Genomic DNA, 11623 nt, shown 5'->3' with positions numbered 1-11623 from the left:
TTGCGAGAGCGAGGGGGTTCGGCGTTTGCTGGGGCTGAACCGGAGCGAGAGGAGCATCGGATGAGCGACACCAGCGGACTGCCGAACACCACGAGCGAGGGCGTGCCTGCGGAGGATGACCCGACGCGTTTCGAGGGCGGTGACGGCGCAGCTCGCGACGCGCAGTCGGCCGAGCCTGCGGAGACCGCCGACGCGCCGGATGCGGACACCGGCGCTCAGGCCGAGCCGGACCTGACCACGGGCGACGCCGCCTCCACCGGCGCGGAGGGTGCGGAGCCGCCGCCCGCCGAGCTCGACCCGGCGCAGAACCCGTCCAACCCCGACCTCGTCGACACCACGGAGGCTCCTGACTAGCCGTCCCGATCGACGTGGAAGCCCCGCTGGCCCCCGACAGGGTCAGCGGGGCAGTCGTGTCCAGCGGTGGATGCACACCGCACCGGCGACACCGAGCGCAGCGGCGCAGACGGCACCGGCGACGAGCAGCCCCACCGCCGTCCGGCTCAGCCCGGTGTCGGCGGCGAACGTGCCGCGTGAGGCCGCGACGACGAACGCAGCGGAGAACAGCACGAGCAGGAAGCTGGCGAGATAGCCCGTCAGCGCATCGCTTCGTGCGCGGAAACGCATTCCGCGGTCGGTCACGGTCGGCCTCCCTCAGTGGTCGCAGTCGTGGGTGGGGCCCGACCGGCCCCACCCACGGGGGACGCCGTCACCCGGTTCGAGCGTCCGAGAGACCGCAGAGGCGAGCACCTCGCGCGATGGGATGTCTCTCACGAGAGGAGACGGCGAACTGCCGGAATCCTGACGCGAGACGTGCGAAAAACTCAGCGAGGGGGCTGGCGGGACACGAACATCCACGCGGCGCCGACGGCCACGCCGACGATGAGGAGGGCGATCCCGGTGACCAGCACGGGCGCTGTGCCGCCGACGCGCGGAAGCAGCAGGCCGAGGGCGAACGCGACGACGCCGACGTTGATGAGCACCGCGGCGAGCCAGCCGAGGGTCGTGCGCAACGTCGCCTTCACGCTCGTATCGTAAGCCAGGACTGCTCCGCAGGGCCGGGGCGCGCGCATCCGGTCGCTGGGGATGAGCGGGAGGAGCGGCGGATCAGGCCTCGCCCTGGTTGCCGGTGGCGCCCGGCGCCGGCTCCAGCGCCTCGTTGATGAGCGACGCGACCAGCATCTTCCAGTCGGATCCCTCGTGCAGCGTCTCGACGTGCCCGGGCGGAATGGCGCCGAACACCGGCTCGTGCTCCTCGCCCTCCCTGGCCACCCGCACCAGCACGCCCAGCTCGGCGTGGGACTCGTCCAGCACCACCCAGCGGCCGGGGGCCTGCTTCTCGACGTGGAAGATGCGGCTGCGATACGGGAATCGCACACTGGACATTTCGAGTTCGCTGGCGGACATAGCGTGCCCCTCTCGTCGGATGCTCGTTAGGCAGCATCCAACGCCCGCACGGCCCTCTGCGCAACCATTTTCCTGCCACGGACCTAGGTTGGACCCATGAGCGACTCCGTGCACAACCTCGACGACGCCATCGCCTCCATCGCCGAGCACTGGCAACCGCACCGCCTCACGAGCGTCAACGACTACGACGTGAAGGTCGTCAAGCTGCTCGGCGAGTTCGTCTGGCACACGCATCCGGAGACCGACGAGCTGTTCCTGGTGCTGTCCGGGCGCCTCACCATCCAGCTGCGCGACGGGGATGTGCACCTCGGCCCGAACGACGTGTTCGTCGTGCCGCGCGGGGTCGAGCACTGCCCGCTCGCCGAGGAGGAGGTGCGGGCCGTGCTGTTCGAGCCGAAGGGCACGGTCAACACCGGGGATGTGGGCGGCGAGCGGACGAGCCAGCTGCGCGAACTGCCGGACGCGTAGACGCCGGATGCGCAGCCGCGGGATGCGCAGACGCCGGATGCGCAGCCCGGGCCGCGCCGCGGCTAGAGCCCGCCGGTCACCCGGATGGTCGTGCCGGTCGCGTAGGACGCATCCGGCGACAGCAGCCAGGCCACGGCGCCTGCGATCTCTTCCGGCTGCCCGCCGCGACCGAGCGGGACCGTCGGCGCCACGATGTCCGGACGGTCGGGCTCGGGATGGAAGTCGGTCCAGATCGTGCCGGGGGCGACGCCGTTGACGCGGATGCCGAGCGCGGCGACCTCCTTCGAGAGGCCGACGGTGACCGCATCCACTGCCGCCTTCGCCGCCGCGTAGTGCACGTAGCGGCCGGGGCTGCCGAGGTAGGCGGACGCGGAGGAGATGTTGACGATGGCGCCGCCGCTCGCGCCGGGAGCGCTCATCGCGCGCACGGCGTGCTTCGCGCAGATCAGTACGCCCACCAGGTCGACGTCGATGTCGCGGCGCACGGCCGCGATGTCGGCCTCGGCGAGCGGGCCGAACGCGCTGGCCGACCCCGCGTTGTTGACCAGTCCCGTCACCGGGCCCAGTTCGGACGCCGCCGCGAACACAGCCTCGACCTGTGCTTCGTCGGTGGTGTCGACGGCGCAGACGATCGCGCGCCTGCCCGCTGCGCGCACATCGGCGGCTACCGCTTCCGCGGATTCCACGTCTGTGCGATAGCAGACGACGATGTCGTGACCGTCCGCGGCGAGACGGCGGCTGATCGCCGCCCCGATGCCGCGGCCTGCACCTGTGACGATGGTGAGAGGCATGACCTCAGACTATGGCGTCCAGGTTCTTCAGCAGCTGCGCCGGATCCTCGAACACCGCGAACGCCCCGGCGTCGGTCAGCTCGCGCTCGCCGACACCGCCGCTGAGCACCCCGACCGAGCGCAGGTGCGCCCGCGCCGCCGCCTTCAGATCCCAGACGGAGTCGCCGACCATGATCGCGTCGGACGGCGTCGCGCCCGCCCGTTCGAGCGCCACGTTCAGGATGCCGGGGTCCGGCTTGGCCGTCTCGACGTCGTCGGCGGAGGTGGTGGCGTGGATCGCATCCGGAGCGTCGATGGCGTCGAGCAGCAGGTCGAGCTCGTCGTCCGGCGCCGAGGTGGCCAGCACCACGGCGATGCCGCGGGACGCGATGGCGCGCAGCAGCTCGGGCACCTGGTCGAAGGCGCGCAGCCGCGGCGCGAGCTCGCGGTAGTAGCGGGAGTGCAGGTCGGAGGCTCTGCTCATCCACTCGTCGTCGTGGTCGCCGGCGACCGCGCGCAGCAGCCGGTCGGAGTCCTGGCCGATCGCACGGTGGATGCGCCACGCGTCGGTCGGGGAGCCCAGCTCGGCGAGCGCGCGCTGCCAGGCGTCGACGTGCAGGAAGTTGGAGTCGACGAGCGTTCCGTCGACGTCGAAGAGCACAGCGGTGACCGTCATGCTTCCTGTCTACTCGCTGAGCGCGGGGAGGCAAGGGGCGCGGCTCGGAGCGCCGGGTCAGGCGGCCAGACGCTCCCTGGCGGTGCGCAGCCGTTTCGACAGCCCACGGACGGCGTCGACGGGCAGTGCGTCGAGGTCGAACCACTCGACAGCGTCGCTCTCCTCGTTGGCGCTGGGCACCGCATCCCGTGGCGCCTCGGCGGCGAACAGCAGGTCGAGGTGGATGTCGCAGCCGCCGAACCGTTCGCCCAGCTGCTGCGCTTGCAGGTCGATGGCCTCGGTGGACAGCATCCGGAACGACTCGAGCCCGCTCTCCTCCGTCACTTCGCGCGCCGCAGCGGCGGCCATGTCCGTGTCGCCCGGTTCGAGGTGGCCGCCGAACTGTACCCAGAACCGCCCTTTGCGGTGGAACGCGAGCAGCACCCGCGTTCGCGAGGGATCGAACACGACGCAGCTCGCCGTGACGTGCGCCGGGCCGCCCTTGAACAGCAGCTCCTCGCCCCCGTGGATGCGTTCGGCCACCGACGCGAAAAGCGTCCGCTCCGGCCGCCCGAACCACTGCGGCGCTGTCGTGAAGAACTCGCTGGCGGTCTCGCGGTCCACGGTCCTCCTCGGTGGCGGCGGGTCTCGGTTCCTACGAGGGTAGCGCTCCGAGCACGCGGCGGATAGCGCCCGCCGATGGCGGCGGATAGCGCTCGGCGCCCGACGCGGCACGCGCTCCGGGCCCACGGCGGCCCACTCTCCCGGCACGCAGCGGACACAGCTCCGCCGCCCAAAGCGGCGGGGGTTTGAAAGCCACGGGGCGGCGGAGTGCGGCGTTCGGACGACGCCTCCGAGCACAGTACGCACCCCGCCCATGCCCACCACCCCGTTGACTCCACCCCGAGATGCCAGTAACTGTCGCGAAACGCCCGGGATGCGCCACAGTTACTGGCATCTCGCGGCCAGACGCCGCCAGACCGTGAGGGGGCGGCCGTCGATGTGGGTGCCGGAGCGTGTCGGCACGAAACCGCAGCGGGTCGCGACGGCCTCGCTTGCAGCGTTGCCGTCGAGGGTGCTCAGCCAGACCTCGGGCACGCCCTGGGCGTCGAGCCACGCGACCAGCGAGTTCACCGAGGCCGTCACCAGCCCGCGGCCCCGGCCTTCCGGCGTGAGCGCGTAGAACACCTCGAACCCGTCCTCGCCGCGGCCGAAGCCGGCGGTGCCGACCGGCACCCCGTGCTCCTCGACCACGTACCGGATGCCCGACCCCGCGTCCGCCCGGGCCACGTTCCGCGTGGCGCGCTCCTTCGCCTGCTCCTCCGTCATGTCGGCCGCGTACATCGTCCAGACGGGCACATCCGGCACCCGGGCGAGCTCCAGCTCGATCCGCCAGTCCGCCGCCTCCAGCCTCCGCAGCACCACCCCGGCCACCCCAACCTCGACCACCCGCGGAAACGCATCCATCCCCTCACGCTACCCACGGCGAGATGCCAGCAACTGTCGCGAAACGCCCGGGATGCGCGACAGTTACCGGCATCTCGCCAGCGAGCCGAGCCCGGCCCGGCCCTACACCGCGGCGAGGCTGGGGACGGCGGCGACCGCGCGGGTGCGCGCGGAGTCGTATGCGCCCAGGATGATGCCGAGCACCTCGATGCCCTCCTTCTGGGTGTGGATGGGGCGGGTGCCGTCGAGGATGCTGCGCGCGAAGTGCCCGAGCTCCTCGCCGAACTGGTCGACGGGCTCCAGGTCGAGGACCACCGGCTCGCTGCCGCGCAGGCGGTAGCTGAGGGTGGTGCCGTCGCTGGTCAGGCTGCCGAGCGAGCCGACCGCCGAGAAGCGCTCCGTGCTGTCGGCGGCGTCGTACGCCCAGCTGGTCACGACCGTGCCGATCACGCCGTTGTCGAACCGCACCACCACCGTGGCCGAGTCCTCGCCCTCCATGAAGGTGAGGCGGTGGGTGGCGAGCATCGCCGTCACCTCCACCGGGGAGCCGCCGGCGAGGTGCAGCAGCAGGTAGCTGGGGTGGTATCCGGTGTCGATCAGTTCGCCGCCGCCGCTCGTGGCCGCGTTGGCACGCCAGCCCATCGTGGACGGGTCGAAGTCGTTGTAGAAGCTGTCGGTCGTGCGCACCTCGTAGACGGTGCCGAGCCTGCCGGACTCGATCAGCTCCTTCGCCGCCGCCACCGCGGGCAGGAACAGCTGGTTGTGGGCGCACATCAGCGTCACCCCCGCCTCGTCGACGGCCGCGGAGACCTCGCGGGCCTCCTCCGGCGTGAGGCAGAGCGGCTTCTCGCACAGGATGTGCTTGCCGGCGCGGGCGGCCGCGACGATCGCATCCTTGTGCAGGTGGTGCGGCAGGCAGATGTCGACGGCGTCGATGTCGGCCTCGGCGAGCATGTCGCGGTAGTCGGCGTAGATGACGGCGCCGGTGTCGCCTGCGCGAGCCTCGGCGGAGGCGCGCACCGGGTCTGCGACTGCGGCGAACGTGATCGTGTCCGGGTTGAGGGCGTACCCGGCGACGTGGGCGCCGGCGATGCCGCCCGCCCCGATCAGGCCGATGCGGACGGTGGATGCGTTGCTGGAAGTCATGAGTGTCTTTCTGGTGGGTGAAGCGAAGGAGAAGGGGTCGCTGGACTGCCCGGCGACCAGTGGATGCGCGACGCGCGAGCGCCCGGAGCGCAAGCGCGCGACGCGCCAGCGCCCGACGCGCCGACGAAGGAACAGACCCGGCTACACGACCGCGCGCGCAGCCGCGACCGGCACCGCAGCCCCGCTCGCCGCCGACGCGTTCGCCGCGACGACCATCCTGGTGAGCGCCAGCGCGTGGTCCAGGTTCGCGTCGGCCGTCGTGCCGGAGTGGATGCGGTCGACCCACTCCGCGAACGCGCCGTCGAGCGCATCCGGGATCGGAAGCTCGCGCCACTCGTCGCCGTGCTCGCCGCCGCCCACCAGCAGCGTCGGGCCGCCGAAGCCGTAGACGGCCACGCCTTCCGTGCCGCGCAGCTCGATCGTGAACTGGCCGGGTGCAGAGGCGACGCTCGCCTCGAACACGCCGAGCGCTCCGCCGGGGAACTCCGCCGTCACGACCGCGTTGTCCTCCACCGGATGCCCGGTGACCGAGCCGTACACCGCGCTGACCGCGAGCGGTTCGGCCCGGTGGAACAGCCGCGTCAGGTAGGCCGGGTGGCAGCCGAGGTCGGTCAGCGCGCCGCCGATCGCCTCCTCCGGGTTGCCGAACCGGTCGGGCAGCCAGCCGGCCACCCAGCCGTCGTGCGCGAGCCGCACGCGCGAGTACGTCAGCGTTCCGAGCGCGCCGGAGTCGATGAGCTGCTGGAACGCCTGCGTGTACCCGTCGTAGAGGCGGGGCAGCGAGACGACGAGCGCCACGCCAGCGGACGCCGCCGCGGCGACGATGTCCTCCGCCTCGTCGGCCGTGGGCGCGAGCACCTTCTCGGTGAAGACGTGCTTGCCGGCAGCGATGGATCGCAGGATCACATCGTGGTGCTGGTCGGTGGAGGTGGTGATGGTCACCGCATCCAGAGTGTCTCGGGCGAGCAGTTCGTCGAGGTCGGGGACGAACTCCACCCCGAAGGCTTCCGCTGCGGCGCGGCCGCGTTCTTCGTCGTCGTCCCAGACGGCGACGAGTCTGGTGTCCGGATGCTGTTGTGCGGCTTTCGCGTAGTCTCCGGCATGCACATGCCAGAAGCCGATCGCGGCGACGGTGAGGGGTTGGGGCATTGCAGTAGGCCTCCCTGCCTGTATTCGTTGCGCGCGAACGCATCCAGCCTAGCCAGTTCCGCCCGCCGGTCGTCAACTTTTGCCGCACACCGGGCGAAAGTCGCGCGGGGGTCGCGGCGCGCCGCGTTCGTTCACGGAGCGTTCAGACTGCGGTGGTGGGATGGGCGTGTGAAGACGCGAATCGCGGAATACCCGCGGCCGGACCACTTCCTCGTGCACATCAGCGACACTCACCTCCTGGCGGGAGGTGAGAAGCTTTACGGCTCCGTCGACAGCGCGCACCACCTCCGCAGCCTCCTGGCCGACCTCGAAGCGTCCGGCGGCAGGCCGGAGGCCATCGTGTTCACGGGCGACATCGCCGACAGGGGACAACCGGATGCGTACGCGGAGGTCCGCGCGATCGTCGACCCGGTCGCGGAGCGCCTGAGTGCCCGCGTTGTCTGGGTGATGGGCAACCACGACGAGCGCGACGCGTTCCGCTTCGGGCTGCGCGACGAGCTCCCCGCTGCCGAGCCGATCGACGACGTGTTCTGGTTCGGCGGCCTCCGGGTGATCGCCCTCGACTCGAGCGTGCCCGGCCACCACTACGGCGAGGTCACGGATGCGCAGCTCGACTGGCTCGCCGCCGAGCTCGCCTCCCCCGCACCGGAGGGCACGATCCTGGCCATGCACCACCCGCCGGTCCCGAGCGTGCTCGACCTGGCCGTGTCCGTCGAGCTGCGCGACCAGTCCGGCCTTGCCGAGGTGCTCGACGGCAGCGATGTCCGCAGCATCCTGGCCGGTCACCTGCACTACTCGTCGATGGCGACCTTCGCGGGCATCCCGGTCTCCGTCGCGTCGGCCAGCTGCTACACGCAGGACCTCAACGTGCCGGTCGGAGGTACCCGCGGCCGCGACGGCTTCCGCGCCTTCAACCTCGTGCACGTGTACCCGACGACGGTGCTGCACTCCGTGGTGCCGCTCGGCGCCTCCCCGGCGCTCGACTACATCGACCCGGACGAGAGCGCCCGCCGCCTCGCCGCCGACGGCATCCGCATCCCGCCCCGGCGAGTGGATGCGGGCGGCAGGCACGACCCGTCGCCCACCACTCCCATCCAGGTCATGGCGTGACGGACGTCATGGCGTGACGGACGCCGCCCCTGTGCTCTCGCGCGGCAGCAGCAGGTGCGGAGCGACGATCTCCTGAGCAGGCAGCCTCGGGTCGTCGATCCTGGCGGCGATGCGTGCGATCGCCTGTTCGGCGATGAACGGCGTGTCCAGTGAGACGGTGCTGAGGGACGGGCGCGCGTACCGGCCCTCCTCGATGTCGTCGATGCCGATGATGGCGACGTCGTCCGGCACCTGCAGTCCGGCGTCGAACACGGCGCGGGCCGCGCCCATCGCGAGCAGGTCGGAGTAGCAGAAGATCGCATCCGGCCGAGGGGACTCGGCGAGCAGCGACGACGCCGCGGCGTATCCGTCGGCGCGGCTGTAGTGGTCGGCCGCCCGGATGAGCGACGGCTCCGGGCCGAGGCCGGCGCGTTCGAGGGCCGTGGTGTACCCCTCCGTGCGCTGCAGCGGGGTGGTGTAGTGCTCCTTCGGCTGCGCACCGATGGCGGCGATGCGGGTGCGGCCGATGGCGATCAGGTGGTCGGTCGCGTCTGCTGCGGCCTGCACGTTATCGATGGCGACGTGATCGAACCGGCCGTCGAAGGTGTGCTCGCCCAGGAGAACGAGCGGCATGGTCTGGGACTCGGTGACGCCGCTGAGCTCGGCTTCCGTGGCGAGCGGGGCGAAGAGCATCCCGTCGAAGAGCATGTTGCGGTCTGTTCCGCGGAGGAGGTCCTGCTCGCGCTCGTGATCGTGGCCGGTCTGGTCGATCATCACCTGATAGCCGACCTCGGCCGCCGCGGTGATGACGTCGCGCGCGAGCTCGCTGAAGTACGGCACGTCGATCTCGGGGACGACCAGGGCGAGCAGGCCGGTGCGGCCGGTGCGCAGGGTGCGGGCGACGGGGTTGGGCCGGTAGCCGAGCTCGTCGATGGCCTGTTCGACGCGTGCGCGCATCTTCGAGCTCACGTGCTCGTATCCACTCACCACGTTGGAGACGGTGCGCACGGACACGTTCGCGTGCTCTGCCACATCCCGGAGCGTTGCCGCCATGCTCTCTCCTCTCGACCAACCGACGTTTGCAACGATAGCAAACATCGGGTACGGTTTTGCATACGTTGGCAAACGACCGCACGAAGGAGTGTCATGAAGCTCACAACCCCGCGACGGCGGAAGGCCGCGATCACGCGGATCGTCGCCATCGGAGCAGCCGGTCTCATCGCCGTCGGCCTGTCCGGCTGCGGGCCGGAGATCGGCTCGGCCGACCCCACGACATCGAGCACGGTGCTGAAAGCGCCGACCGAGAAGTCCCCGAAGGGCGAGATCACCATCTGGGATCGCTCCGGCGACCTGTTCAAGGTCTTCGACGCGGCCATCGCCGACTTCAACAAGGTCTACCCGGACATCACGGTCAAGCACGAGGCCGTCGACATCGACGCCAAGCTGCAGAACACCCTCATCACCGGCACCGACGTGCCGGACGGCGTCTTCCTCGACGACGCGAAGGTCGGCGGCTACGCCGAATACCTCTGGAACCTCAAGGATGTGCTCGCCCCGTACACCAAGGACATCGCGCAGCAGAAGGTCGACGTCAACACGGTCAAGGGCGGCATCTACGGCGTCCCGTTCGACCTCGATCCCGGGCTGCTGTTCTACAACGCGAAGGCCGTGGCCGCCGCCGGGATCGACCCGGACTCGATCAAGACCTACGACGACCTCCTCGCCGCCGGCAAGAAGTACCAGGCGTACAAGCCGGGGTCCAAGCCCATCCACCTGGAGCAGAGCGCCTTCCTCGGACAGCTGCAGCTCGAGATGTACGCCAGCCAGCTGGGCACGAGCCTGGCGGACGCGGACGGGAAGCTGCGGCTCGACTCCCCGGAGTACAAGCAGATCCTCGGCTGGCTCGACGAGGTGCAGAAGCAGGGCGTCGGCACCCGCGCCGAATACCTCAGCCCGAGCGACATCGGAGCGCTCGACTCCGGTGACGAGGTCTTCTACCCGTGGTCGATCTGGTTCGACTTCGCGCCGCAGCAGCAGCTCACGGCCACGAAGGGCGACTGGCGCGCGATGCCGCTCCCGGCGTGGAAGGACGGCGGCGCACGCAGCGGCGCGATGGGCGGATCGTCGTTCGTGCTCCCGAAGGAGGGCAAGAACTCGCAGCTGGCCTGGCTCTTCTACAAGTTCCTGATGTACGACGAGGCCGGATACACCGCGGTCTACGGCCCGAACGACGTCTACCCTGGCGGGCTGAACACGTCCATCCCCGCGTACCAGCCCGCCGCGAACCCGGACAAGCCGCTGTTCAAGCCGATCGAGGCGATGGGCAACCAGGATCTCTGGTCGACCGCGATCGAAGCAGGCAAGGAGATCCCCGGCGGCGCACCGCTGCCGACCTGGTGGGCCGGAGCCGTCGACTACCTGGGCAACGACATTCAGAAGATGCTGGACGGCTCGCTCACGCCCGATCAGGTCATCGAACAGTCCTCGAAGGACATCCAGACCAACCTGATCGACCGCCAGTAGTGCTGCCAGGCCGACCCGACCGCCGAACCGAGGAACACCCGTGACCACAACGACCGCCGCGCAGACCGCGCCCCCCTCTCCGCCCCGCGCGGCGAGGGGGAGCAGGGGATACGCGTTCCGCAGGGCGTTCGCGCCCTACCTGTTCGTGCTGCCGTTCGTCGCGATCTTCCTCGCGTTCAGCATCTATCCGCTCGTGTTCACGTTGCGACTGAGCTTCACGAACTGGCACGGAGCGGGAGCGGCGGAATGGGTCGGCCTCGGCAACTACGCCTACCTCCTCGGCAGCAGCGCCTTCTGGTCGTCGCTGGCGAACTCCGGCATCCTCTGGCTGCTGATCGTCCCCATCCAGATCGTGCTGTGCGTCGTGGTGGCCGTGCTGCTGGACAACGCGAAGCTGCGGCTGCGCGGCTTCTACCGGGTGGCGTTCATCGTCCCGTTCGTGACCCCGCTCGTCGCGGTCGCGCAGATCTGGATCGTGCTCTTCGACCAGAACTACGGGGCGGTCAACGGGGTGCTCAACCTCATCGGGCTCCCGGACGTCGGCTGGCTGGTGACCAGCCAGTGGGCCAAGCCGACGCTGGCGCTGCTCTTCCTCTGGAAGACCAGCGGGTTCATCATCATCATCCTGCTCTCCGGCCTGCAGTCGATCGACGCGAACATCTACGAAGCCGCGTCGATCGACGGGGCCGGCCGGGTGCGGCAGGTCTGGAGCATCACGGTCCCGCTGCTGCGGCGCACGATCATGTTCGCCGTCGTGCTGCAGACGCTCGCCGTGTTCCAGATGTTCGCCGAGCCGTTCGTGGTCACCAAGGGAGGGCCGTACGGCTCCACCACCACGGCGGGACTGTTCCTCTACAACCACATCACGCGCGCCGACCTCGGCACGGGCGCGGCCAACTCGTTCCTGCTCGTCATCGTCGTCATGGCGCTGTCGCTCGGGTTCGTGAGACTCCTGCGGGCGAAGGACTGAACC

15 protein-coding genes are annotated in these 11623 nt (G+C 70.3%); 5 read left to right on the top strand and 10 right to left on the bottom strand.

From position 1 onward, the window contains the following. Positions 1 to 60 precede the first annotated feature (60 nt). Positions 61 to 354, top strand: coding sequence for a hypothetical protein (locus AC1ROC_RS09905; protein WP_492999877.1), 294 nt, complete (start codon positions 61 to 63; stop codon positions 352 to 354). 42 nt (positions 355 to 396) lie between these two features. Here AC1ROC_RS09905 and AC1ROC_RS09900 read toward each other — a convergent pair whose 3' ends face one another. From AC1ROC_RS09900 to AC1ROC_RS09890, 3 genes are all read right to left on the bottom strand, one after another. After that, the gene (locus AC1ROC_RS09900; RefSeq protein ID WP_085367334.1) at positions 397 to 639 is read right to left on the bottom strand and encodes a hypothetical protein; all 243 of its coding nucleotides are present in this window, start codon (positions 637 to 639) and stop codon (positions 397 to 399) included. A 182-nt stretch (positions 640 to 821) separates the two neighbouring features. After that, a complete protein-coding gene (locus AC1ROC_RS09895) occupies positions 822 to 1022 on the bottom strand; it encodes a hypothetical protein (protein WP_085367333.1) in 201 nt (66 codons plus the stop codon). Between the two features lie 82 nt (positions 1023 to 1104). Then, positions 1105 to 1404, bottom strand: coding sequence for a hypothetical protein (locus tag AC1ROC_RS09890; protein ID WP_085367332.1), 300 nt, complete (start codon positions 1402 to 1404; stop codon positions 1105 to 1107). Positions 1405 to 1500: 96 nt separating this feature from the next. On the opposite strand from AC1ROC_RS09890, the gene AC1ROC_RS09885 reads away from it, so the two are divergent. Next, positions 1501 to 1872 carry a cupin domain-containing protein gene (locus AC1ROC_RS09885; RefSeq protein ID WP_085367331.1) on the top strand — a complete coding sequence of 124 codons (372 nt, stop codon included), beginning with the start codon at positions 1501 to 1503 and terminating at the stop codon, positions 1870 to 1872. Positions 1873 to 1934: 62 nt separating this feature from the next. On the opposite strand, the gene AC1ROC_RS09880 is transcribed toward AC1ROC_RS09885, so the two are convergent. The 6 genes from AC1ROC_RS09880 to AC1ROC_RS09855 form a co-directional block, all read right to left on the bottom strand. Beyond that, on the bottom strand, positions 1935 to 2663 hold the full coding sequence (locus tag AC1ROC_RS09880) for an SDR family NAD(P)-dependent oxidoreductase (RefSeq protein ID WP_492999872.1): 729 nt from the start codon (positions 2661 to 2663) through the stop codon (positions 1935 to 1937). Positions 2664 to 2667: 4 nt separating this feature from the next. Further along, positions 2668 to 3318 (bottom strand): HAD family hydrolase, encoded by a 651-nt coding sequence (locus AC1ROC_RS09875; protein WP_085367329.1) that lies wholly within the window; start codon positions 3316 to 3318, stop codon positions 2668 to 2670. Positions 3319 to 3375: 57 nt separating this feature from the next. Further along, positions 3376 to 3921: an NUDIX hydrolase gene (locus AC1ROC_RS09870; RefSeq protein WP_179150687.1), complete on the bottom strand. Its 546-nt coding sequence runs from the start codon at positions 3919 to 3921 to the stop codon at positions 3376 to 3378. Positions 3922 to 4245: 324 nt separating this feature from the next. Continuing rightward, positions 4246 to 4764, bottom strand: coding sequence for a GNAT family N-acetyltransferase (locus AC1ROC_RS09865; protein WP_492999868.1), 519 nt, complete (start codon positions 4762 to 4764; stop codon positions 4246 to 4248). Positions 4765 to 4866: 102 nt separating this feature from the next. Continuing rightward, the gene (locus AC1ROC_RS09860; RefSeq protein ID WP_492999866.1) at positions 4867 to 5889 is read right to left on the bottom strand and encodes a Gfo/Idh/MocA family protein; all 1023 of its coding nucleotides are present in this window, start codon (positions 5887 to 5889) and stop codon (positions 4867 to 4869) included. Between the two features lie 141 nt (positions 5890 to 6030). Beyond that, the gene (locus AC1ROC_RS09855) at positions 6031 to 7038 is read right to left on the bottom strand and encodes a Gfo/Idh/MocA family protein (RefSeq protein WP_492999863.1); all 1008 of its coding nucleotides are present in this window, start codon (positions 7036 to 7038) and stop codon (positions 6031 to 6033) included. A gap of 168 nt (positions 7039 to 7206) precedes the next feature. Here AC1ROC_RS09855 and AC1ROC_RS09850 point away from each other — a divergent pair, with 168 nt between their 5' ends. Continuing rightward, a complete protein-coding gene (locus AC1ROC_RS09850; RefSeq protein WP_492999861.1) occupies positions 7207 to 8148 on the top strand; it encodes a phosphodiesterase in 942 nt (313 codons plus the stop codon). A 6-nt stretch (positions 8149 to 8154) separates the two neighbouring features. Here the strand turns inward: AC1ROC_RS09850 and AC1ROC_RS09845 are convergent, their stop codons facing one another. Next, positions 8155 to 9180 (bottom strand): LacI family DNA-binding transcriptional regulator, encoded by a 1026-nt coding sequence (locus tag AC1ROC_RS09845; protein ID WP_492999859.1) that lies wholly within the window; start codon positions 9178 to 9180, stop codon positions 8155 to 8157. A 93-nt stretch (positions 9181 to 9273) separates the two neighbouring features. Here AC1ROC_RS09845 and AC1ROC_RS09840 point away from each other — a divergent pair, with 93 nt between their 5' ends. Then, positions 9274 to 10650 (top strand): ABC transporter substrate-binding protein, encoded by a 1377-nt coding sequence (locus AC1ROC_RS09840; protein WP_085367323.1) that lies wholly within the window; start codon positions 9274 to 9276, stop codon positions 10648 to 10650. A gap of 40 nt (positions 10651 to 10690) precedes the next feature. Then, the gene (locus AC1ROC_RS09835) at positions 10691 to 11620 is read left to right on the top strand and encodes a carbohydrate ABC transporter permease (protein WP_085367322.1); all 930 of its coding nucleotides are present in this window, start codon (positions 10691 to 10693) and stop codon (positions 11618 to 11620) included. Positions 11621 to 11623: the final 3 nt, after the last annotated feature.

This window comes from Leifsonia sp. GW821-FHT13C05 (assembly GCF_058806515.1).
This window is presented reverse-complemented; position numbering and strand designations above follow the sequence as displayed.